20 protein-coding genes and 2 pseudogenes are annotated in these 20,538 nt (G+C 68.7%); 5 read left to right on the forward strand and 17 right to left on the reverse strand.

Features of this window, described 5'->3' with window-relative positions; translation table 11 throughout:
• Positions 1-12: 12 nt before the first annotated feature.
• Positions 13-126: pseudogene (locus tag ASD47_RS26310) on the forward strand (ATP-dependent Clp protease proteolytic subunit); the annotation flags it as partial.
• 25 nt (positions 127-151) lie between these two features.
• On the opposite strand, the gene ASD47_RS21675 reads toward ASD47_RS26310, so the two are convergent.
• Positions 152-364, reverse strand: a complete 213-nt coding sequence (locus ASD47_RS21675) for a hypothetical protein (protein WP_056761191.1) — start codon at positions 362-364, stop codon at positions 152-154.
• Between the two features lie 283 nt (positions 365-647).
• Here ASD47_RS21675 and ASD47_RS21680 point away from each other — a divergent pair, with 283 nt between their 5' ends.
• Positions 648-893: a hypothetical protein gene (locus tag ASD47_RS21680; protein ID WP_056761194.1), complete on the forward strand. Its 246-nt coding sequence runs from the start codon at positions 648-650 to the stop codon at positions 891-893.
• 9 nt (positions 894-902) lie between these two features.
• Here ASD47_RS21680 and ASD47_RS21685 read toward each other — a convergent pair whose 3' ends face one another.
• The 4 genes from ASD47_RS21685 to ASD47_RS27090 form a co-directional block, all read right to left on the reverse strand.
• Positions 903-1,325, reverse strand: a complete 423-nt coding sequence (locus ASD47_RS21685) for a hypothetical protein (protein WP_056761196.1) — start codon at positions 1,323-1,325, stop codon at positions 903-905.
• Between the two features lie 46 nt (positions 1,326-1,371).
• Positions 1,372-1,743, reverse strand: a complete 372-nt coding sequence (locus ASD47_RS21690) for a YciI family protein (protein WP_056761199.1) — start codon at positions 1,741-1,743, stop codon at positions 1,372-1,374.
• A gap of 100 nt (positions 1,744-1,843) precedes the next feature.
• A complete protein-coding gene (locus ASD47_RS21695; RefSeq protein ID WP_156402373.1) occupies positions 1,844-3,187 on the reverse strand; it encodes a pectate lyase in 1,344 nt (447 codons plus the stop codon).
• Between the two features lie 160 nt (positions 3,188-3,347).
• On the reverse strand, positions 3,348-3,629 hold the full coding sequence (locus tag ASD47_RS27090) for a hypothetical protein (protein ID WP_162251697.1): 282 nt from the start codon (positions 3,627-3,629) through the stop codon (positions 3,348-3,350).
• Between ASD47_RS27090 and ASD47_RS21700 the strand changes: the two genes are divergently transcribed.
• Positions 3,628-4,728: a methyl-accepting chemotaxis protein gene (locus ASD47_RS21700; protein WP_369800328.1), complete on the forward strand. Its 1,101-nt coding sequence runs from the start codon at positions 3,628-3,630 to the stop codon at positions 4,726-4,728. The two genes, ASD47_RS27090 and ASD47_RS21700, sit on opposite strands and share 2 nt — an antisense overlap.
• Before the next feature lie 32 nt (positions 4,729-4,760).
• On the opposite strand, the gene ASD47_RS21705 is transcribed toward ASD47_RS21700, so the two are convergent.
• Together ASD47_RS21705 and ASD47_RS21710 are read right to left on the reverse strand one after the other, a co-directional pair.
• Positions 4,761-5,540 carry a site-2 protease family protein gene (locus ASD47_RS21705; protein ID WP_056761205.1) on the reverse strand — a complete coding sequence of 260 codons (780 nt, stop codon included), beginning with the start codon at positions 5,538-5,540 and terminating at the stop codon, positions 4,761-4,763.
• A gap of 66 nt (positions 5,541-5,606) precedes the next feature.
• Positions 5,607-6,890 (reverse strand): FAD-binding oxidoreductase, encoded by a 1,284-nt coding sequence (locus ASD47_RS21710; protein ID WP_082564744.1) that lies wholly within the window; start codon positions 6,888-6,890, stop codon positions 5,607-5,609.
• Position 6,891: 1 nt separating this feature from the next.
• On the opposite strand from ASD47_RS21710, the pseudogene ASD47_RS28335 reads away from it, so the two are divergent.
• Positions 6,892-6,954, forward strand: a pseudogene (locus tag ASD47_RS28335) (hypothetical protein); the annotation flags it as partial.
• Positions 6,955-7,064: 110 nt separating this feature from the next.
• On the opposite strand, the gene ASD47_RS21715 reads toward ASD47_RS28335, so the two are convergent.
• A complete protein-coding gene (locus tag ASD47_RS21715; RefSeq protein ID WP_056761209.1) occupies positions 7,065-8,465 on the reverse strand; it encodes a glutamine synthetase family protein in 1,401 nt (466 codons plus the stop codon).
• A 232-nt stretch (positions 8,466-8,697) separates the two neighbouring features.
• Here ASD47_RS21715 and ASD47_RS26320 point away from each other — a divergent pair, with 232 nt between their 5' ends.
• Entirely contained in the window at positions 8,698-9,024 is a 327-nt protein-coding gene (locus ASD47_RS26320; protein WP_082564746.1) for a type II toxin-antitoxin system RelE/ParE family toxin, read from the forward strand.
• 11 nt (positions 9,025-9,035) lie between these two features.
• Here the strand turns inward: ASD47_RS26320 and ASD47_RS21720 are convergent, their stop codons facing one another.
• The 9 genes from ASD47_RS21720 to ASD47_RS21760 form a co-directional block, all read right to left on the reverse strand.
• Positions 9,036-10,439, reverse strand: a complete 1,404-nt coding sequence (locus tag ASD47_RS21720) for an aspartate aminotransferase family protein (protein ID WP_056761212.1) — start codon at positions 10,437-10,439, stop codon at positions 9,036-9,038.
• 26 nt (positions 10,440-10,465) lie between these two features.
• Positions 10,466-11,245, reverse strand: coding sequence for a gamma-glutamyl-gamma-aminobutyrate hydrolase family protein (locus tag ASD47_RS21725; RefSeq protein ID WP_056761215.1), 780 nt, complete (start codon positions 11,243-11,245; stop codon positions 10,466-10,468).
• Between the two features lie 211 nt (positions 11,246-11,456).
• Complete coding sequence (locus ASD47_RS21730; protein WP_235526091.1) at positions 11,457-12,527, reverse strand: ABC transporter ATP-binding protein; 1,071 nt, start codon at positions 12,525-12,527, stop codon at positions 11,457-11,459.
• Between the two features lie 208 nt (positions 12,528-12,735).
• Complete coding sequence (locus tag ASD47_RS21735) at positions 12,736-13,632, reverse strand: ABC transporter permease (RefSeq protein WP_369800329.1); 897 nt, start codon at positions 13,630-13,632, stop codon at positions 12,736-12,738.
• 37 nt (positions 13,633-13,669) lie between these two features.
• Positions 13,670-14,560 carry an ABC transporter permease gene (locus ASD47_RS21740; protein WP_056761223.1) on the reverse strand — a complete coding sequence of 297 codons (891 nt, stop codon included), beginning with the start codon at positions 14,558-14,560 and terminating at the stop codon, positions 13,670-13,672.
• A gap of 145 nt (positions 14,561-14,705) precedes the next feature.
• On the reverse strand, positions 14,706-15,806 hold the full coding sequence (locus ASD47_RS21745; protein WP_056761226.1) for a PotD/PotF family extracellular solute-binding protein: 1,101 nt from the start codon (positions 15,804-15,806) through the stop codon (positions 14,706-14,708).
• A 270-nt stretch (positions 15,807-16,076) separates the two neighbouring features.
• Entirely contained in the window at positions 16,077-17,462 is a 1,386-nt protein-coding gene (locus ASD47_RS21750) for a glutamine synthetase family protein (RefSeq protein WP_056761229.1), read from the reverse strand.
• 63 nt (positions 17,463-17,525) lie between these two features.
• The gene (locus ASD47_RS21755) at positions 17,526-18,893 is read right to left on the reverse strand and encodes an aspartate aminotransferase family protein (protein ID WP_056761233.1); all 1,368 of its coding nucleotides are present in this window, start codon (positions 18,891-18,893) and stop codon (positions 17,526-17,528) included.
• Positions 18,894-19,083: 190 nt separating this feature from the next.
• Positions 19,084-20,535, reverse strand: a complete 1,452-nt coding sequence (locus ASD47_RS21760) for an NAD-dependent succinate-semialdehyde dehydrogenase (RefSeq protein ID WP_056761236.1) — start codon at positions 20,533-20,535, stop codon at positions 19,084-19,086.
• Between the last annotated feature and the right edge of the window lie 3 nt (positions 20,536-20,538).

Consider the following 20,538-nt stretch of genomic DNA (forward strand, 5'->3'; position numbering starts at 1 on the left):
GGCTCCGAGGACTTCGAGCGGGCGATGGATCGCGATCGCTTCATGACCGCGGAAGAAGCGCTGGAGCGGGGGCTGGTCGACCGCATTCAGGCGGCTTCGTCGTCGTCGGCGTCCGGTCCGGAATGACGGCGCATGTGGGCCGAAACGCCCCCTAGCCCTTGCGCGCCTCGGGCCATTCCTCGGGCCGCAGGATCATCGTCGGCCGCAGGAACGGCGAGCGGACCCGGTCATAGTCCTGGACGTGCAGGTTGCGGCAAATGATCTCGAGCAATTCCCCGCCGCTGACTTCCGGCGGCGGCTCGTCGTGCATCTGATTCCAGAGCTCGAGAGCTTCGCGCTTGATGAGTTCGTCGCGGGAGGCCATTTCGAAATCATATCCTTTCGGCGCATCAACTCTCCGGCGACGAGTCTCGTTCCTAAGTTTTTCGTTGATAAAAGGTAACCAAGCGCGGCCCGACGTTAAGGATAGTCTGAAAAGCGACGACATGAATTGCCCTGAACACAGCAGATCCGAGAAGTCCGGCGCGCACCAAACTTCGTTTTGGCGGGGGTGAGCCGCCGCCGCCACACAGCGGCCATCGGACGCGGCGACCCTGGGCGCGTCCCGGGCTAGAACGCTCGCCCCAACGCCAGTGAGCTTGCCCCCAATGTTGCGCCCAGTTTTCCCGCGTCGCCTGCCCCTCGCCCTGGCCCTGCTGGCCGTCGCCGTCACCAGCCAGGGCTGCCTGGCCGTCGCCGCCGGCGGCGCCGTGGTCGGCGCAGGCGCGGCCGTGGTCGGCACGACCGGCAAGGTCGTGGTCGGGGCCGGCAAGGCGGTCATCCCCGGCGAAAGCAAGAAGGACCGCGAAGAGCGCGAATTCAAGGAATGGAAGAAGGCGCAACGCGACGGCTAGAGGCGCGCCCTACTGGTTCCTGACCGCCAGGCAGTGCTTGGCGCCGGCTTTGAGCGTCAGGGTGGCGGCGATGGTCGAGGACTGGCCGCAATAGTTGCTCAGGCGGGTTCGCGTGAAGTCGAAGACGATCGTGTCGCCGCTTCGGCGGGCCACGGCCACGTCGTCGTCGGTCAGCGGGAAGGTCGTGACGCCCGCCGGGCCGGCCGTAGGCTTGCCCTCGGGCGCTAGGCTGCAACTGGTGATCTCCGAGGCGCCCTTGGTCGAGGCCAGGTAGTCGAAGCCCGTCACCCGCTCGCCCTCGACCGTCGCCGACAGGTCGTGGGTCACCGGGCCCTTGGTCGCCGAGCACCGCCAGGTCTCGGCGCCGGCGATGGCGGGCGCGGCGGCCAGGGCGAGGCCGAGAAGGGCGGGAACGAAGGTAGGGTAGGGCATTCGTGTCCTCAGCTTATCCCGGTCGCGACGCCAGGCGAGGCCAAGCTTACGCCGCCGCGATCGCGCCCGGCAGGTACAGCCGCATCGGCCGCACCTCGTAGGCCCCTCCGGGATTGGCCACGCCCAGCTCGCGGGCGATGTCGAGGGCCTCATCCATGTCGGCGACGTCCAGCGTGTAGAAGCCCAGGAACTGCTCCTTGGTCTCGGCATAGGGGCCGTCGACCACGAAGGGAGCCTCGGTCTTGACCAGGGTCTTGGCGGCCGTGGTGCCCTGCAGCCGGCCCGACGGTCCCATCTTGCCCTCGGCGACCAGGCGATCATGGACGACCGACAGCCGACCCATGACCGCGGCGTCCTGTTCCGGGGTCCAGCCCAGGACCTCGGTCTCGTTGTTATAGCACAGCAGCATGTACAGCATTCGCGGCCTTCCCCGGCGTGATCGGCGAGGCAGAGATAAGGCAGGGCGGCGCGCGAAGGAAGACCGGTGTTTTCCGGAACAGCGATACTTTGGGGAAAACCTACCCCCGCCGCCGGGCCGCCTCGGCCAGATAGTCCTCCAGATTGGTCCAGCCGTCGCTGTCGCGGTCCAGCGCGCCGTCGGCCTTGCGCGGGTTCAGGCCGTGGGCCTTTTCCCAGGCGTCGGGCATGCCGTCGCCATCGGTGTCGACCGCCGCGACGCCCGGCGGCAGGGCCGGCCAGCCGCCGACCTGGGCCTGGCTGTCGATCAGCCGGCCGGTCCGGTCGCGCACCCCGGCCACGATCCGGGCGTCGACGCTGTCGCGGAACACGCTGGCCCCGGCGTGGGCCAGCACCTGCTCATAGGCCGAAGCCGCTGGATCGGTCTTGACCGGCGCCACCGCGATCGGCGCGGCCTGACGATAGCCCGGCGCCTGCAGCCCGCTGACCAGGCTCCACGGATCGGCGGGCGCGACGCCGTTCATGCTGTTGCCGGCGAAGAAGGCCTTGGCCAGGCTGTTGCTTTCGTTGAAGGCGATGGGCTTTTCGCTGTCGGGGCCCATGACATAGGCGTTGTCGACGAAGCTGTAGGCCGCCAGGGCCGCCTTGTCGGCGTCGTAGCCGGCGTGGCCCTTGCCCCAGTTGTAGAAGACGTTGGAGCGGAACTCGAAGAAGGCCCCGACCGGGTCCTTGTCCGGCCCCTCATAGTTGCCCGGGCGGGGCATGCGGGCCAGGTGGTTGGCCCACAGGTTGTGGTGGAAGCTGATCTTCGAACCGTTCCCGCCGCGGATCAGGCTGCCATAGCCGTGGTCGCCCTTGGCGTGGATCGAATGGCGCAGGCTCTCGGCGATGATCGACCACTGAACGGTCAGATCGTAGAACCCCTGGCCTGGCGCGTCGTAGCGGGCGCTGGCCGACAGGGTCTCGTCCACCGACCAACTGGCCGAGACGTGGTCGAGGATGATCCGTCGGCCGGAATTGATCCAGATCGCGTCGCCTTCGGTCCTGCTCTCGTCGCCCAGGCGCGAGCGGATGAAGCGGATGACCACGTCGTCGGCGGCCACCACCAGGGTGTGGTCGCGCAGGGTGATCCCACCGCCTGGGGCGGTCTGGCCGGCGAGGGTGATCCGGCCGTTGGCGATCTTCAGCTCTCGCTTCAACGGGATCGTGCCCGCGACCTCGAAGACCACCGTGCGCGGTCCGTTGGCCTCGACAGCGGCGCGTAGCGAGCCGGGACCGGAGTCCTGGAGGTTGGTCACCTTGATCACCGTCCCGCCGCGCCCGCCCGCCGACAGCCGTCCCGCGCCCTCGGCCCCGGGAAAGGCCAGGACCTCGCGCGGGGCGGCCTGGGCCAGGGGCGCGGCGGCGGCCAAGGCGGCGGCCAGGACGGCGGTGGTGCGGATCATCGTGTTTCCCCCTTTTTCGCCGCTCATCCCCGGCGAATGCCGGACCTAGATCCCATGGCGGTGTGGATGACCTGGACGCGCTCAACGCCTTTGGCGTCAGCGCCGTCGCCATTCCATCTGGGTCCCGGCATTCGCTGGGATGAGCGGATGTTGGAGGGCATCATCCCCCGTCCAAAAATCTCTGTCCACCGGTGTCATCGCCGTACGGCAAGGCTTCGCGCGCATCGTCGAGCGACAACCCGCTCAAGCCTTGATGATTAATCAGGCAAGGATTGCCGCCAAACCGCGCATTTCCCGCCCCGGCGGGCCGCCAAACCGTCCACAGGGCGCGGCAGATTGTCCGGCCCCCGTTCTGAAAGCTGGCGGCGGTGTCATGCTCGCCCGTCTGGCGAATGATTCGGCTGTTCCGGGTCCCGCCGCCGGTTTCGGGGGAAACCACCATGGCAGGACCTTTGGCGAGCGACGACGCCAGCCTCCGCCCAGAACGCATCCTGGAGCTCAGCGAGCGCCTCAGCGCCGTGGCCGGCGAGAAGATCGGCGAGATCGCCTATGTCAACCGCTCGGCCAAGATGCTGGCGATCAACGCCCTGATCGTCGCCGCCCGGGCCGGCGAGGCGGGGCGCGGCTTCGCGATCGTCGCCGAGGAGTTCAAGACCATCTCCACCCAGATCGATGTGGTGGCCGCCGCCCTGGAGAGCCAGGTGCGGGCCGACCTCGACGAGCTGACCGCGATCGGCGGCGCGATCCTGGGCCATCTGCGCGGCCAGCGCCTGGTCGACCTGGCCCTGAACGCCATCGAGATCATCGACCGTAACCTCTATGAGCGCACCTGCGACGTGCGCTGGTGGGCCACCGACAGCGCCGTGGTCGACTGCGTGGCCGCCCCTTCGCGCGAGGCCGCCACCTACGCCAGCCAGCGGCTGAAGGTGATTCTCGACGCCTACACCGTCTATCTGGACCTGTGGATCGCCGACCCCTCGGGCCGGGTGATCGCCAACGGCCGCCCCGACCGCTATCCGGCCGCCCGCAACACCTCGGTGGCCGACGCGCCCTGGTTCCGCGACGCCCTGCGCACCAAGTCGGGCGACGACTTCACGGTCTGCGACATCCAGCGGGTCAAGGCCCTGAACGACGCCCCGGTCGCCACCTACGCCACGGCCATCCGCGAGGGCGGCCAGGCCAACGGGCGAGTGCTGGGTGTGCTGGGCGTGCATTTCGACTGGAAGCCCCAGGCCCAGGCGGTGGTCGACGGCGTGCGCCTGACCGACGAGGAAAAGACCCGCTCGCGGGTGCTGCTGCTGGACCAGAACCACAGGGTGCTGGCCAGTTCGGACGGTAAGGGCGTGCTGGAGGAGACCTTCCAACTCGACACCTCGGGCGGCGACATGGCCAGCTACGCCGACGGAGCCCGCACCATCGGCTACGCCCTGACGCCGGGTTACGAGACCTATCGGGGCCTGGGCTGGTACGGCTGCCTGGTCCAGACGGCGGAGGCGGAGAAGGTCTCCGCCACCTTTCGCGCGGGGGTGAAGGCGGCTTGACCTATATTCCCTCTCCCTCTGGGAGAGGGCGACTAAGCCTCCCAGAACCGGAACGCCTGGTAACCCGCGCCGATGTCCGGCCGCGACACGCCGAACAGGTCGGTGATCGTCAGCACCACGCGAAACAGGGCGTGGTTGACGCCGGGGATGAAGAAGATCGCCAGGAACAGGCCGATGAACACCAGGCCGCCGACCTTCATCGCCTGCTGCTGGACCGCTGGCGGCAGGTAGGGGCGGATCACGCCGAAGCCGTCCAGGCCCGGCAGGGGCAGCAGGTTCAGCACCAGGGCGAAGCCCTGCAGGAAGGCCAGGAAGGCGGCGGCGCGCGACAGTGGGCTGGTCTCGACGCCGAACGCCCGGTCGGCGGCCAGGCAGACGGCCAGGCCGACCAGCACCGCCAGGGTGCCCAGCGGCCCGGCCAGCGAGGCCAGGGCCCGGCCGCGCCGGCTGCGCATCAGGTCGTCGCGCAGATAGACCGCCCCGCCGGGAAAGCCGATCCCGCCCATCGCCAGCACCACCAGCGGCAGGATCAGGCTGGTCCCCAGGTCGGTGTATTTCAGCGGGTCCAGGGTCAGGTAGCCCTTCTGGGCGATGGTGTGGTCGCCGGCCTTGTAGGCCACATAGGCGTGGGCGAACTCGTGCACCACCACGCTGAGGATCCAGCCCACCACCACGAAGGCGAAGGTCAGCACGCCGGGCGGCTGGTCCATCCGCGCCAGGGCGAAGGTCAGGGCGGCGAAGATCCCCGTCAGGATCAGGGCGTTGGCGCTGATCGGGGCGGGCTTGGACGGACGGATGTCGGTGATGGCCATGCGACCTTGTACGCGGAGAGCCCGGCGCCGCCCAAGCCTTCTCTCCTCGTCCGTGCGCGGGGAGGATCACAGCCGGTCGCGCAGGGCGTACCAGCTCAGCCCGGCCACGGTCAGCGGCCAGCGCAGCAGCCGGCCGCCCGGGAACGGCGGGACGGGCAGGCGGGCCAGCAGGTCGAGGCCTTGGCGGTCGCCCAGGGCGGCGTCGGCCAGCAGCTTGCCGAACCAGGGGGCCAGCACCACCCCCTGGCCCGAATAGCCGGCGGCGATCCGCACGCCGGGGGCCAGTTCGCGGACGAACGGGGCGCGGTGAACGGTGATGCCCAGGGTCCCGCCCCAGGCGTGGGTCACCTCGACGCCGGCCAGGTCCGGATAGACCTTCAGCATGTGCCGCCGCACGAAGGCCTTCAGGTCCGGCGGGAAACCCGGCCGGTAGTTCTCGCCGCCGCCGAAGATCAGCCGGCCGTCGGGGCTCTTGCGGAAGTAGTTGATCACGAACCGGCTGTCGGCCACGGCGGCGCCCGAGCGGATGATGCTGTCCGCCCGGGTCCCCAGCGGCTCGGTGGCCAGGATGAAGTTGTTGATCGGCATCACCCGGGCCCGCGCCGTCCCACCCACGAGCTCGTCCAGATAGCCGTCGCCGGTCAGGATCAACTGGTCGCAGGTCACGCGGCCCTCGCCGGTGTCCACCACGATCGAGCCGCCGTCACGCCGCCAGGCCGTGGCGCGGCTGTGCTCGAAGATCATGGCCCCCGCCGCCATCGCCGCCCGCGCCATGCCCAGGGCCAGGTTCAGAGGATGAAGGTGGCCGCCGCCGCGATCGACCAGGCCGCCGTGATAGACGTCGGTTCCCAGCTCGTCCGCCAGCTCGGCCTCGCCGACCAGGGCCAACTGGTCGTAGCCGTAGCGGCTCTGCATGAAGTCGACATGGGCTGCGTCCTGCGCCTCGCCGCCCTTGCGGTGGCGGGCGTGGATCATGCCAGGGCGGAAGTCGCAGGCGATCTGGTGCTGGGCGATCAGGGCCAGCAGGTGGGCGCGGGCGTCCTGGCTCATTGTCCACAGGCGCAGGGCGTCGTCGCGGCCGACCGCCTTCTCCAGCCAGGCCTGATCGTTGCGCTGGCCGACATGGACCTGGCCGCCGTTGCGTCCCGACCCGCCGGACCCGACCTGGGCGGCCTCGAGGACGACGACGCGGACGCCGCGCCTGGCCAGCTCCAGCGCCGCGCCCAGGCCGGTGTAGCCCGCGCCGACGATGCAGACGTCGGCGCGGGTGTGGTCGCTCAGGGCGGGGAGCGTCGGGAAGGGCGTGGCGGTCTGGGCGTACCAGGAGGTCGCGGGGTGGCCGGTGTTCATCTCACCCTCTCCCATGGGGAGAGGGAGGGGCCCGCCGCGCAGCGGTGGGAGGGTGAGGGGGTGGTGAGGTCGACGGCGTGCCGGCGCGCCGGCCGGCGGCGTAACCCCTCATCCTCCCACGCCTGCGGCGCGGGCCCCTCCTTCTCCCTCTGGGAGAAGGTGAAGCAAACGTCCCTAGACATTCAGCAGCAGGAACTCCCGCTCCCACGGGCTGATCGTGCGCATGAAGGTCTCGTACTCGGCCTGTTTCACCGTGGCGTAGGCGCTGCAGAAGGTGGAGCCCAGGATCTCGACCAGGGGCTTGGCCGCCTCGAACAGCGACACCGACTCCAGCAGGCTGCGGGGCAGTTCGATGCCGCGCACACTGGCGTCGGTGTCGACCGGGGCGGTGGGCGACAGGTTCTGGGTCATGCCCAGATAGCCGGCGGCCAAGGTCGCGGCGATGGCCAGGTAGGGATTGGCGTCTGACGACGGGATGCGGTTCTCCAGCCGCCGGTTGGCCGGGTCGGACGGCGGCACGCGCAGGCCGCAGGTGCGGTTGTCGTAGCCCCACTGGGTGTTGACCGGCGCGCCGGAGTCGCGGGCGATCCGTCGGTAGCTGTTCACATAGGGGGCCAGGATCGCCATGATCGCCGGCAGGTAGCGCTGCTGGCCGGCGATGAAGGCGTAGAACAGCGGCGTGGCGTCGCCGGTCTTGGGGTCGGAGAACAGGTTCTCGCCGTCGATTCCCAGGATCGACTGATGGATGTGCATGGCGCTGCCGGGCTCGGCGGCCATCGGCTTGGCCATGAAGGTGGCGTAGATCTCGTGCTCCAGCGCCACCTCGCGGATGGTGCGCTTGAACATGAACACCTGGTCGGCCAGCTCCAGCGGATTGCCGTGCCGCAGGTTGATCTCCATCTGGGCCACGCCGCTCTCGTGGATCAGGGTGTCGATCTCCAGGCCCTGGCGCTCGGAGTACTCGTACATGTCCTCGAACAGGGCGTCGAACTCGTTGACCGCCGCGATCGAATAGCCCTGGCGGCCGGTTTCCGGCCGGCCCGACCGCCCGATCGGCGGCTTCAGCGGGTAGTCGGGGTCGGTGTTCTTGTCGACCAGGTAGAACTCGATCTCCGGGGCCACCACCGGGTCCCAGCCCTTCTCGCGATAGAGGGCCATCACCCGGCGCAGCACCTGGCGCGGGCTCTCCTCGACCGGCCGGCCGTCGGGGTGGAAGGCGTCGTGGATCACCTGGGCGGTCGGGTCCTGGGCCCAGGGCACCACGGCCAGGGTGGCCAGGTCCGGGGTCAGGAAGATGTCGGTGTCGGACTGCACCGCATTGACTGCCCCCTCGAACTCGGGGAAGTCGCCCGTGATGGTCTGGTAGAACACCGCCAGCGGCAGGTTCATCGACGGCGCGCCCAGGAACTTGCGCACCGGCATGATCTTGCCCCGCGCCACCCCGGCCAGGTCGGGCACGACGCACTCGATCTCCTCGATGTTCTGCCGCGCGAACCAGTCCTTGGCGTCCTCGAGCGACGCGACCCCGCGGGTCGTCTTGGGGGCGGGCTTGGATTTCTTTTCTTTGTACTTCATGGGGCGCTCCTCGCGCTTTTCGAAGTGTAGTCTCTTGAGCTTCGGCGACAATCTCACCCGAGGGGCGGCGGACGGGTGGGCGTCAGGAGGTGTTTCTGCTACTCTTTGGCATGGCCGAGCCCGAACCTACGATTTTCGACGCCATAGACGACGAGGCCGACCGCCTTGCCGAGGCCGCCGCCGACGCCGACGCTGAAGCTGGTCGAGTGGTTCCCCACGCCCGGGTTCGAGAATGGCTCAAGACGCTCGGCACACCGGACCAGCAGCCCGTTCCGTATTCGTGGCGGAAGTAGTTTGGACCGATCGCGCGCTGGCCCACGTTGAGGCCATCGTCACCTACATCGTGAACCAGCACAGTCCTTTGGCGGCGCAACGCCTCGGCCAACGCCTGTTGACGGCGGGCGACACGCTGGAAACTTCGCCCGACAGAGGTCGCCCAATTGCACGCGGCCGTCGTGAACTGACGGTGATCGCACCCTATTTGATCCGCTACAGGCTTAAGGGCGACAGGGTCATCATCCTTGAAGTTCGCCATGGCATGCGGCGACCAAACCTTTAAGCCATCAGGCGTCACGCCGCCGCCTCCGGCTTCAGCGCCCTAAGCACCGGCTCCGCCTCGTCCAGCGACTTGCGGATGATCCCCACCAGTTCATCAATCTGAGCGTGGGTGATGATCAGCGGCGGGCAGCAGACGATGCTGTCGCGGATGGCGCGGACCATCAGGCCGTTGCTGATGCACAGATCCCGCACGATCGGCCCCGCCTCGCCCTCCTTGTCGAGGAAGCGGTGGTTGGTCCCCTTCTCGCGCACGATCTCGACCGCGCCGATCAGGCCCAGCGACCGGGTCTCGCCGACCAGGGGGTGGTCGTTCAGCGAGGCCAGGGCCTTGGCCAGGTAGGGGCCGGTGTCGTCGCGGGTGCGCTCGACCAGACTCTCGCGCTCGATGATTTCCAGGTTCTTCAGGGCCACCGCCGCGGCCGTCGGGTGGCCCGAATAGGTGAAGCCGTGGATGAAGTCGCCGCCCTTCTCGCGCAGCTCGGCGACGATGTGGTCGGCCACGCCGACGGCGCTGATCGGCAGGTAGCCGGACGACAGGCCCTTGGCCATGGCGATCATGTCCGGCTTGATCCCGTAATGCTGGTGGCCGAACCACTGGCCCAGCCGCCCGAAGCCGCAGATCACCTCGTCGCAGACCAGCAGGATCCCGTACTTGCGGCACAGGGCCTCGACCGCCGGCCAGTAGCCGTCCGGCGGGATGATCACCCCGCCCGCCCCCTGCACCGGCTCGCCGATGAAGGCGGCGACATTCTGGGGGCCGACCTCCAGGATCTTGTCCTCGATCTCCTTCACGGCCCGGTCGCGGAAGGCGGCGGGATCCTCGCCGAAGCCTTCGCCGAACGGATAGGGCTGCATGACGTGGTGCACGCCGGGGATCGGCAGGTCGCCCTGCGCATGCATGTGCTTCATGCCGCCCAGCGAGACCCCGGCCACGGTCGAGCCGTGATAGGCGTTCCAGCGGCTGATGAAGGCCGTGCGGCTTGGCTCCCCTTTGAGCTTCCAATAGTGGCGGGCCAGGCGGAAGACCGTGTCGTTGGCCTCCGAGCCCGACGAATTGTAGAAGACGTGGGTCAGATGGCCGCCCATCTTTTCGGCGATCTTGGCGGCCAGCTTCACGGGCGGCGGCGTCGCGGTCTTGAAGAAGGTGTTGTAGTAGGGCAGCTCCAGCATCTGGTCGTAGGCGGCCTGGGCCAGCTCCTCGCGGCCGTAGCCGACATTGACGCACCACAGGCCGGCCATGCCGTCCAGGATCTGGCGCCCCTCGCCGTCATGGATGTAGACGCCGTCGGCTCGGGTGATGATCCGGCTGCCGCCCAGCTCGTGGATGACCTTGTGGTCGGCCTGGGCCGGCAGGTGGTGGGCCAGGTCCAGGCGCTTGAGCTCGGCGATGTCGTGGTTGCGGATCGGGACGGTCATCTGGGGCTCCTGGTCTTTTCTTGTTTTCAAAGTCCGCTCATCCCGACGTTCGCCGGGATGAGCGGAACGAGGGGTTGGCTCCGCAGCGCCCGGCCGAACAGCTGGAAGAACGCCTGGCTCTGCGGGTTGCGCTCGGTCTTCCATTCGGGATGCCACTGGACCGCCAGGACCGGTGCGCCGTTGACCGTCGCCGACACCGCCTCGACCACGCCGTCGGGCGCGCGGGCCTCGACGGCGAGGCCTTCGCCCAGCCGGTCGACGCCCTGGTAGTGCACGGAATTGACGGTCGCGGCCTGGGCGCTGAACGCGGTGGCCAGCACCCCGCCGGGGGCCAGGTCGACGCGGTGCTCGTGGTCGAACAGGCCGTCGAAGTCGACCTCGTCGGGGGCGTGGTGGGGGATCAGTTCATCAGCCGCCGCCATGTCCCGCCGCAGCGTGCCGCCGAACGCGACATTGATCTCCTGGAAGCCGCGGCAGACGCCGAACACCGGCCGGCCCAGGTCGAGCATGGCCCGGATCAGGTCGGCGGTCATGGCGTCGCGCGCCGCGTCGAACGGACCGGCAGCGTCGGGAACGGCCTCGCCGTAGCGGGCGGGGTCGAGGTTGGACGGGCTGCCGGTCAGCATCAGGCCGTCCAACCGCGCGGCGACCTCCGAGGCCTTCATCAGCTCGGGCATCGACGGCACCAGCAGGGCCGCGGCGTCGGCATATTGCATGGCGCTGGCCACATAGCGGTTCATCACCGCCTGGGCCGGCTCGACCCCGACGGTGCGGGTGCAACAGATGATGCCGGCGACGGGTCTCATCCCGTGCCTCCTGTGGACCGCAGTCCCTCCCCCTGTGGGGGAGGCGATCGCGTAGCGATCGGTGGGGGGAGTTGTCGGATCGAAGATCGTAGACCCGGCCGGCTGCCGATCACGCCCCCCTCCGTCGCCCTGCGGGCGACACCTCCCCCACAGGGGGAGGGACTTGGCCTGCGCAGCCGCCAGGTGGGGGCAAGGGCGTGAGCCACGAAAATCACGACAGCAGCACCGCCGGCGAACAGGCATGCCAGCCCAGCCACACCGCCTCGCCCAGCTTGAAGTCCTCCTGGTCCCAGCGGGTCAGGTTCTGGCGGACGACCTTGATCCGGCGGCCGCTCTGGATCTCCACCTCGTAGACGCTCTGACCGCCCAGATAGGCCTCGTGGCGGATCACCCCGGCCACGGCGTTCTGGCCGACCGGGCAGTCGCCCATGTTGGGCGGGGCGGCGCCGTCGGGACGCTTGTGCAACTCGATCTTCTCGGGCCGCAGCGCCGCCCAGACCGTGCCGCCACGCGCGCCGGTGACGCCATGGTCCAGGAAGATGTCGCAGTCCAGGTCCGGCGACCTGACTACCGCGTGGCTGGGCTCGTCGACGGCCAGCACGCCCTCGAACAGGTTCACGCTGCCGATGAAATCGGCCACGAAGCGGCTGTTGGGGAACTCGTAGAGGTCGTTGGGCGCGGCCACCTGCTGCAGCAGGCCCCGGTTCATCACCGCGCAGCGGCTGGCCAGGGCCAGGGCCTCGTCCTGGTCGTGGGTGACCATGATGAAGGTGATCCCGACCTTCTCCTGAAGCGTCGACAGCTCGGTGCGCATCTGGTCGCGCAGCTTGGCGTCCAGGGCCGACAGCGGCTCGTCCAGCAACAGCACGCGGGGGCGTTTCACCAGTGCTCGCGCCAGGGCGACCCGCTGCCGCTGGCCGCCCGACAGCTGGTCGGGCTTGCGCTGGGCCAGGCCGTGCAACTGGACCAGGTCCAGCGCCTCCTCCACCCGCCGGTCGCGCTCGGCCTTGCTCACCCGGTCGACCTTCAGGCCGTAGGCGACGTTGTCGGCCACGCTCATGTGCGGGAACACGGCGTAGGACTGGAACACCATGTTCACCGGCCGCTTGTTGGGCGGCACGGTCGAGACGTCCTGGCCGTCGATCAGGATCCGGCCTTCGGTTGGCGTCTCGAACCCGGCCAGCATTCGCAGCAGGGTGGTCTTGCCGCAGCCCGATGGCCCCAGCAGCGAGAAGAACTCGCCCTCCTGGATCGACAGGGAGACGTTGTCGACCGCCACCATCTTGCCGAAGCGCTTGGTGACGTTCTCGAAGGTGATGATGGGTTGGTTGGTCACCTGAATTCCCCCGAGCATCTCGCCATAGAGCTGCTCCCCCTGTGGGGGAGCTGTCGCGGAGCGACTGAGGGGGGAGCGAAAGGCGCCGCCAACTCCCCCCTCCGGCCCTTCGGGCCACCTCCCCCACAGGGGGAGGACCTATTCCACACGCCCATTACGCCTTGTCCCCATGCCCGGCCACGCCCGCGGGGTCTCCCTGCAGCTTCAGTGCCACCGCCGTCAGGATCACGGTCAGCACGATCAGGATCGTCGAGGCGGCGTTGACCTCCGGCGTCACCGAGAAGCGGACCATCGAATAGACCTTGACCGGGAAGGTCACTGTGTCCGGGCCGGCGGTGAAGAAGGTGATGACGAAATCGTCCAGGCTGAGGGTGAAGGCCAGCAGGGCGCCGGCCACCAAGGACGGAGCCATGTGCGGCAGGATCACGTCCCAGATCGTCCGCCACTCGCCGGCCCCCAGGTCGCGGGCCGCCTCCTCCATCTCGCGGTTGAAGCTGGCCATCCGGGCGCGGACCACCACCGCCACGAACGGGAACGAGAACGACACGTGGGCGATGGTGATGGCCCCGAGATTCAGCGGCCAGGGCAGGCCCACGGGCCAGGGCAGGACCTTGGCGAAGAACACCAGCATGGCCACGCCCATGCAGATCTCGGGCACCACGATCGGCAGGGCCAGGGCTCCGTCCAGCACCGTCTTGCCGGGGAAGCGGAACCGCCACAGCACCAGGGCGACCATGGCCCCCAGGGCGACGCTCAGCACCGTGCACAGGGCGGCGATCGTCAGGCTGTTGACGAAGGCCTCGATCAGCGACGAGTCGTTGAAGGCCTTGTCGTAATATTTGAGCGTGAAGCCCTTCCAGACGATGTTGCGCCGGCTGTCGTTGAAGCTGAAGGCCATCAGGGCGATCAGCGGCGCGTAGAGAAAGACGCCGACGGCCGCCAGCCAGGCCTGCATCTGCCAGCGGCGGAGGTATTCGAGGGGACCGGGGGGCGATTTGCGGGTCATCGACCGGCCCCGCGGATGGATTGATAGGGTTGGGGACAGGCACATGTGCCTGTCCCCGTCCGTTGCACGGCGTCAACGAAGCTCATGCCGTCGCCCCTTTCCGGCCCTTGCTCACCAGCGCCTGCACGGCGATGGCGACAAACGTCAGGTACATCAGCAGGAACGACAGGGCCGCGCCGAAGGGCCAGTCGTTGGCGCGCTTGAACTGGCGCTCGATGACGTTGGCGATCATCTGGCTGTCGGGGCCGCCCAGCAGGTCGGGGGTCAGATAGGCGCCCAAGGCGGGGATGAAGGTGATCAGCACGCCGGAGGCGATGCCCGGCAGGGCCAGCGGCACGACCACCTTGAACAGGGTGCGCATGTGGCCCGCGCCCAGGTCGAGGCTGGCCTCCAGCAGCGACTTGTCCAGCCGGTCCAGCGCCGAATACAGCGGCAGCACCATGAACGGCAGGTGGACATAGACCAGGCCGACGATCACCGCGAAATTGGTGTGCATCATCTCCAGCGGCTGGAACGGCTGCAGCGGCATGACCTTGGCGGCCAGGTTCCATCCCGCCTCCAGGCCCTTGTTGATGTAGCCCTCGTTGCGCAGCACGGCGATCAGGGCGTAGGTGCGGATCAGGAGGTTCGTCCAGAACGGCAGCATGATCAGCAGCAGCAGCCAGGTCTTGGCCCTCTGCGAGGCGAAGGTGATGGCCAGGGCGACGGGGAAGCCGACCACCAGGCACAGGCCGGTGGTCAGGGCCGCCACCCCGGCCGACTTCAGGAAGATCTTCAGGTACAGCGGCTCGATCGCCCGGGCGTAGTTCTTGAACGTGCCGGTGATGGCGATCTGGGTCAGGCCCTCGTTGTGGCCGAAGCTGTAGGCCCAGACGATGGCCAGCGGGATCAGGAAGAACAGCACCAGCCACACCAGCGGCGCACTGAGCGCCGTGGCGAAGACGGCTTTCGCCTGTTTCCAGCTCTGCTCCATGGCGTGGCTCCGTTTCCCCAAAGATCCTCCCCCTCTGGGGGAGGTGGCCCAGAGGGCCGGAGGGGGAGCGGCGTCGGCCGCAAACCCCCTCAGTCGCTCCGCGACAGCTCCCCCAGAGGGGGAGCATCGCCTGTGCCAGCCGCCCCTAAGCCGCCCGCACGCGGGTGATGACTTCCTCGTAGAGACTGGCCTTCTCGGCCCCCTCGAACGCCCCGTACTCGCACTTGGACATGATGTCCGCCGGCGGGAAGATCACCTTGTTGTCGCGATAGGCCGGCGGCATCAGCGCCTTGGCCGCGGCGTTGGGGGTCGGGTAGAGGATCGTCTTGGAGATCGCGGCCCCGGCCTGGGCGTCCAGCAGGTAGTTGATGAACTTGTGGGCGTTGTCCGGCCGCGGCGCGCCTTGGGGGATGCACAGGGTGTCGGAATTGATCAGCGACCCCTCCTTGGGAATCACGAAGTCGATGTCGGGATCGTCCTTCATCACCTGGGCGATGTCGCCGTTGTACTCCAGCACCAGGTCGACATCGCCGGCCACCAGCATGTCCTGGCCGTTGTCGTCGTGGAACGCCTTCACATAGGGCTTCTGGCGGATCAGCATCTGCTCGATCTTGGTGACCAGGTCCGGCGGGATGTTGTTGACGCTGTGGCCCAGGTACTTGGCGGCCAGGCGCACCAGGTCGGCGCTTTCCGACAGCAGGGCGATGCGGCCGTTGTACTGGGCGCTGTCGAACAGGTACTTCCAGCTGTCGGGCACGCCCTGCACCTTGGACTTGCGATAGCCGATGCCCAGCACCAGCCAGGTATAGGGCATCGAGAACCGGCGGCCTGGGTCGTAGTCGGGGTTCACGAAGGCCGGGTCGACGTTCTTGAAGTTGGGGATCTTGCCGTGGTCCAGGGTCTCCAGCATGCCCGCCTGGCTCATGCGGGTGACGAACTCGTTGGACGGCACGATCACGTCGTAGCCGGCGTTGCCGGCCTTCAGCTTGGCGAACAGTTCGTCGTTGGTGGCGAACAGGCTCATATTGACGTCGACGCCCGTGGCCTTCTTGAAGTCGCCCAGGGTCGTCTCGCCGATATAGGTGTCCCAGTTGTAGAAGTTCAGCTTTGGCTCTTCGCCGTTGGCCGACTTGGCGGCCGAGCCCTCGGGCTTCTGGCCGCAGGCGGTGAAGCTGATGCCGATGGCCGCGGCGCCCATGGCCGTCAGCAGCGAGCGGCGGGTCCCGAGAATACGGTTGGTGCTCATGGTGTCTCCCCTCGAATTTGTGTGATCTTGCCTAGCGAGAAATCCAGTTCGGTAGCGAAACGTCGACGCCGATGTTGGCGGCGATGGTCAGTCCAACCCAGGCGACGACGGCGACAAGCGCGACAATCGGAACCGCGACAACAAGACGAGCGCGTAGGGTCGGCGACGTTCCCATGTTCCAAATCCTAGACCTGATCTTCAATCCTCGAAAACTTTACTCCACACAGCCGGCCAGATGCCGACCCAAGTCCTGGTTCGAGCGCCCCGCCATCAGGCGTTGCGCAGATACCAGTCATAATCCAGCGCCGTGACCACCTCGGCGAAGCGCGCCTGCTCGGTGCGCTTGACCGAGACGAACATCTCCACGAACCGATCGCCCAGATAGTCGCGCAGCACGTCAGAGGCCTCGAACAGATTGACCGCCGTATACCAGTCGGTGGGCAGGCGGACCTTCTCCTTGGCCGCCGCCGCATAGCCGTCGCCGACCACCGCCGGGCCGGGGTCGATCTGGTGGCTGATCCCGTGGTGGGCGCAGGCCAGCAGCGCGGCCAGCACCAGGTACGGATTGGCGTCGGCCCCGGCCACCCGATGCTCGACATGGCGGGTCGGCGGCGGGCCGGCGGGCACCCGCAACGACACCGTGCGGTTGTTGACGCCCCAGGTCGGGGCCACCGGCGCGTAGCTGTTGGCCTTGAAGCGGCGATAGGAATTGGCGTTGGGCGCCAGGATCGCCATGCAGTCGGCCATCAGCGCCTTCATGCCGCCGATCGCATGCTTGAGCAGGTCTGAACCTTCCGGGTCGTCGGCGGCGCAGAGGTTGTTCCCGGCCGCGTCGTTGAAGCTGACATGGACGTGGAAGCCGTTGCCGGCCTGGTCGGCCCAGGGCTTGGCCATGAAGGTGGCCTCGCAGCCATGGCGCAGGGCTACCCCCTTGGCGGCCCGCTTGTAGCGCAGGGCGTCGTCGGCGGCCTCCAGGGCGTCGGGCTTGTGCTTGAGAGTCAGCTCCACCTGGCCCGGGGCGAACTCCGAGATCGCCCCCTCCAACGGCACGCCCAGCACGTCGCAGACGTCCCACAGCTCGCGCAGGAACGGCGAGATCGCCTCCAGCTCCGGCAGGCCATAGACCTGGATCCCCTGTGGCCGCTCGCCGGTCTGCAGCGACCGGGCGGGCAGCAGCTCGCCGCCGGGGCCGCGATGCTGGTCGACCAGGTAGTATTCCAGCTCGCAGGCCGCGACCGGCGTCAAGCCGTCGGCGGCGAAGCGGTCCAGCACGCGCTTAAGCACATGGCGGGGGTCCAGGTCGTTGGCCGTCCCGTCCAGCTCGTACAGCGACAGCATCACCTGGGCCATGTCCGGCCCCAGCCACGGCGCCAGGGTCAGGGTCCCCGGCACGGGCCGGGCGCGGCGGTCGGCGTCGCCGTCCTCCCAGACCAGGCCCGTGTCCTCGCAGTCGGCGCCTTGCGTGTCGACCACCAGGATCGAGCCGGGCAGGAAGCGGCCGTAGTCGTAGATCGCCTGCAGCTCGTGGACCCGCAACCGCTTGCCGCGCGGCACGCCGGTCATGCTGGTGAAGAACACGTCGACATACTTCACCTGCGGATGGGCGGCGAGGAAGTCGCGGCACTCCTGGGGATCGGCGACCGAAGGGAGCGTCATGGGCGCACTCCTCCCTTTCTTGAACCCTCTCCCWYKGGGAGAGGGTCTCAAGATGCGAAACGCTCATGCCGCTAACCCCTCCAGCGCCCCGGCGAACCCGTCCACGGCGGCGATCAGTCGGTCGATCGCCGCGTCTTCCGTCACCGGCGAAACCAGCATCATGGTGTGGAAGGGCGCGATCAGCACCCCTCGGTTGATCAGCCACAGATGAAGCGCATGCAACAGCCGGGCGTCCAGCGCCTCGCGCATGGCGGCGGCGTCTTTCGGCGGGGAGGGGGCGAACACCAGCTCGACCCGCGCCCCGACATGGACCACCGACCACGGCAGGTCGCGGGCGGCGATCACGCCGCGCAGGCCGGTCATCAGCCGCTCGGCCCCGGCCAGCATCCGCGCGTAGGCGGCGTCGGTCATCACCTCCGACAGCATGGCGCGCATGGCGGCGATGGCCAGCGCATTGCCGGACAGGGTGGTGCCGATCCCCGACTGGCCGGGCCCGGTCCGAGCGGCGGCGGCGTCCATGTGTTCGGAGAGTTCAGCGGTGACGCCCCAGACCGCGGCCGGCACGCCGCCGGCGATGGCCTTGCCGACCACCAGCATGTCCGGCTCCAGACCATGGGCGCGGGCGTAGCCGCCAGGAGCGGTGGAGAGGGTGTGGGTCTCGTCGATGATCAGCAGGGTCCCGGCCCGGCGGGTCAGGTCGCGCAGGGTGTCCAGGAACCCCGGCTGCGGCAGGATCATCCCGCAATTGGTCATGGCCGGCTCGGCCAGGACAGCGGCCACGTCGCCCGGCGCCAGGGCCGCGGCCAGGGCCTCGGGGTCATTGAACGGCACGACGCGGGTGGTGGCCGTCAGGTCGTGGACCTGGCCCAGCAGGCCGGGCTTCATGACCGGGACGCCGTCCTTCAGCGCCACGAACGCGTCGTCGACCATGCCGTGGTAGCCGCCGTCGAACACCAGGATCACCGGCCGGCCGGTCACCGCCCGCGCCCAGCGGATGGCGGCGCGGTTGGCATCGCTGGCCGTGGTCGCCATCTGCCACAGCGGCAGGCCGAAGCGCTCGGCCAGCAGCCGGCCCACGATCACCGCGCCGGCGGTGGGCAACATGAAGCCGGTCCCGCGCTTGGCCTGGTCGGCGATGGCGCGAGCGACCGCCTCCTGGCCGTGGCCGAACATGGCTGGCGTGTCGGCCAGGCAGAAGTCGTCGTAGAGCCGGCTGTCGACATCGGTGACCTGGGCCCCGACGCCCTGGGCGGCGAAGACCGGACACGGGCTGGCCCAGTCGGTCATCCAGTGCATCGGCGCCCCGCCCCGCCAGACCTCGGCCGACTGGCGCGACAGGGCCAGGGAGCGTGGATGCTCGGCGCTGAAGCGGCGGGTTTCGTCCCGGATCAGGTCGGAGAGAGTGGGGGCGTGGGCGGGGTTGGAGGTCATGCTACCCCTGCCCCAACAAACCCTATTTCAACCGTCATCCCGGGCCTTGCGCCCGGGACCCCTCGTTCAGCTGACGGTGAAGCGAAATGGCGCGCTGGCGCGCCACCCATCCGCACCTGCGGCGGACGGAGGGGTCCCGGGCACAAGGCCCGGGATGACGAGGTTGAAAGGGAATGGGCGGTGAAAAACCTCATCCCACCCCGCCAAAGCACAGGTACTTGGTCTCCAGGTACTCGTCCAAGCCCTCCGAAGACCCCTCGCGGCCCAGGCCCGAGTCCTTGACGCCGCCGAACGGGGCCACCTCGGTGGAGATGATGCCTTCGTTGATCCCGACCATCCCCGCCTCGATAGCCTCGGCCACCCGCCAACAGCGGGCGACGTCGCGGCTGTAGAAGTAGGAGGCCAGGCCGAATGGCGTGGCGTTGGCCAGGTCGATGGCGTCCTGTTCGGTGTCGAACTTCACGATCGGCGCGACGGGGCCGAAGATCTCCTCCTGGAACAGGCGCATGTCGGGCGTGGCGCCGGTCAGCACGGTGGGCTGCCAGAACAGGCCGCCGAGTTCGTGACGGTCGCCGCCGACCGTGGCCGTCGCGCCCTGCTCAACGGCCTCACGCACCAGCTTTTCGACCTTGGCGATGGCCTTGTCGTTGATCAGCGGGCCGATGGTCACGCCCTCGCCCGTGCCCGGACCGACCTTCAAGGCCGCGACCTTCTCGGTCAGCCTCGCCACGAAGGCGTCATGGATGCCGACCTGCACCAGCAGCCGGTTGGCGCAGACGCAGGTCTGGCCGGTGTTGCGGTACTTGCTGGCGATCGCCCCGTCGACGGCGGCCTCGAGGTCGGCGTCGTCGAAGACGATGAACGGCGCGTTGCCGCCCAGCTCCAGGCTGAGCTTCTTCATCGTGCCCGCGCACTGGGCGTAGAGCGTCTTGCCCACTGGGGTCGAGCCGGTGAACGACAGCTTGCGCACCCTGGCGTCGTCGCACAGGGCCTTGCCGATGCCGGCGCTGTCCTTGCCGGTGACCACGTTCAGCACGCCGGCCGGCACGCCCGCCTCGACCGCCAACCGCGCGACGGCCAGGGCGCACAGCGGGGTCTCGGCCGCCGGCTTGACCACCACGGTGCAGCCGCTGGCCAGGGCCGGCCCGACCTTGCGGGTGATCATGGCGATCGGGAAGTTCCACGGCGCGATGGCCGCGCAGACCCCGACCGGCTGCTTGATCGACACCAGGCGTTTCCCTGGTAATGGGCTGGGGATCGCATGACCGTAGGCCCGCTTGGCCTCCTCGGCGAACCAGTCGATGAACGCCGCGCCGTACGACACCTCGCCCCGCGACTCGGCCAGCGGCTTGCCCTGCTCGGCGGTCATCAGCCGGGCCAGGGCCTCGGCATGCAGCAGCATCAGGTCCGACCACTTGCGCAGGATCGCCCCGCGCTCCTTGGCGCTGCGGGCGGCCCAGGCCGGGAAGGCGCGGTGGGCGGCCTCGATGGCCACCTTGGTCTCCGACGCCCCCAGGTCGGCCACCTCGGCGATCACCGACCCGTCGGCCGGGTTCAGCACCTGGAAGGTGGTCTCGCTCTCGATCCACAGGCCGTCGATGAAGGCGGCGGTTTCGACAAGTTCCAGAGTCTTGAAGGTCATTGG

It is taken from the genome of Caulobacter sp. Root1472 (assembly GCF_001426985.1).
GTDB classification, from domain to species: domain Bacteria; phylum Pseudomonadota; class Alphaproteobacteria; order Caulobacterales; family Caulobacteraceae; genus Caulobacter; species Caulobacter rhizosphaerae.

What these genes read in the sequence shown, in the direction of transcription:
- ASD47_RS21675 (WP_056761191.1), bottom strand. Translation starts at nt 364, where the DNA reads ATGGCCTCCCGCGACGAACTCATCAAGCGCGAAGCTCTCGAGCTCTGG.
- ASD47_RS21680 (WP_056761194.1), top strand. Translation starts at nt 648, where the DNA reads ATGTTGCGCCCAGTTTTCCCGCGTCGCCTGCCCCTCGCCCTGGCCCTG.
- ASD47_RS21685 (WP_056761196.1), bottom strand. Translation starts at nt 1,325, where the DNA reads ATGCCCTACCCTACCTTCGTTCCCGCCCTTCTCGGCCTCGCCCTGGCC.
- ASD47_RS21690 (WP_056761199.1), bottom strand. Translation starts at nt 1,743, where the DNA reads ATGCTGTACATGCTGCTGTGCTATAACAACGAGACCGAGGTCCTGGGC.
- ASD47_RS21695 (WP_156402373.1), bottom strand. Translation starts at nt 3,187, where the DNA reads ATGATCCGCACCACCGCCGTCCTGGCCGCCGCCTTGGCCGCCGCCGCG.
- ASD47_RS21700 (WP_369800328.1), top strand. Translation starts at nt 3,628, where the DNA reads ATGGCAGGACCTTTGGCGAGCGACGACGCCAGCCTCCGCCCAGAACGC.
- ASD47_RS27090 (WP_162251697.1), bottom strand. Translation starts at nt 3,629, where the DNA reads ATGGTGGTTTCCCCCGAAACCGGCGGCGGGACCCGGAACAGCCGAATC.
- ASD47_RS21705 (WP_056761205.1), bottom strand. Translation starts at nt 5,540, where the DNA reads ATGGCCATCACCGACATCCGTCCGTCCAAGCCCGCCCCGATCAGCGCC.
- ASD47_RS21710 (WP_082564744.1), bottom strand. Translation starts at nt 6,890, where the DNA reads ATGAACACCGGCCACCCCGCGACCTCCTGGTACGCCCAGACCGCCACG.
- ASD47_RS21715 (WP_056761209.1), bottom strand. Translation starts at nt 8,465, where the DNA reads ATGAAGTACAAAGAAAAGAAATCCAAGCCCGCCCCCAAGACGACCCGC.
- ASD47_RS26320 (WP_082564746.1), top strand. Translation starts at nt 8,698, where the DNA reads ATGGCTCAAGACGCTCGGCACACCGGACCAGCAGCCCGTTCCGTATTC.
- ASD47_RS21720 (WP_056761212.1), bottom strand. Translation starts at nt 10,439, where the DNA reads ATGACCGTCCCGATCCGCAACCACGACATCGCCGAGCTCAAGCGCCTG.
- ASD47_RS21725 (WP_056761215.1), bottom strand. Translation starts at nt 11,245, where the DNA reads ATGAGACCCGTCGCCGGCATCATCTGTTGCACCCGCACCGTCGGGGTC.
- ASD47_RS21730 (WP_235526091.1), bottom strand. Translation starts at nt 12,527, where the DNA reads ATGGTGGCGGTCGACAACGTCTCCCTGTCGATCCAGGAGGGCGAGTTC.
- ASD47_RS21735 (WP_369800329.1), bottom strand. Translation starts at nt 13,632, where the DNA reads ATGTGCCTGTCCCCAACCCTATCAATCCATCCGCGGGGCCGGTCGATG.
- ASD47_RS21740 (WP_056761223.1), bottom strand. Translation starts at nt 14,560, where the DNA reads ATGGAGCAGAGCTGGAAACAGGCGAAAGCCGTCTTCGCCACGGCGCTC.
- ASD47_RS21745 (WP_056761226.1), bottom strand. Translation starts at nt 15,806, where the DNA reads ATGAGCACCAACCGTATTCTCGGGACCCGCCGCTCGCTGCTGACGGCC.
- ASD47_RS21750 (WP_056761229.1), bottom strand. Translation starts at nt 17,462, where the DNA reads ATGACGCTCCCTTCGGTCGCCGATCCCCAGGAGTGCCGCGACTTCCTC.
- ASD47_RS21755 (WP_056761233.1), bottom strand. Translation starts at nt 18,893, where the DNA reads ATGACCTCCAACCCCGCCCACGCCCCCACTCTCTCCGACCTGATCCGG.
- ASD47_RS21760 (WP_056761236.1), bottom strand. Translation starts at nt 20,535, where the DNA reads ATGACCTTCAAGACTCTGGAACTTGTCGAAACCGCCGCCTTCATCGAC.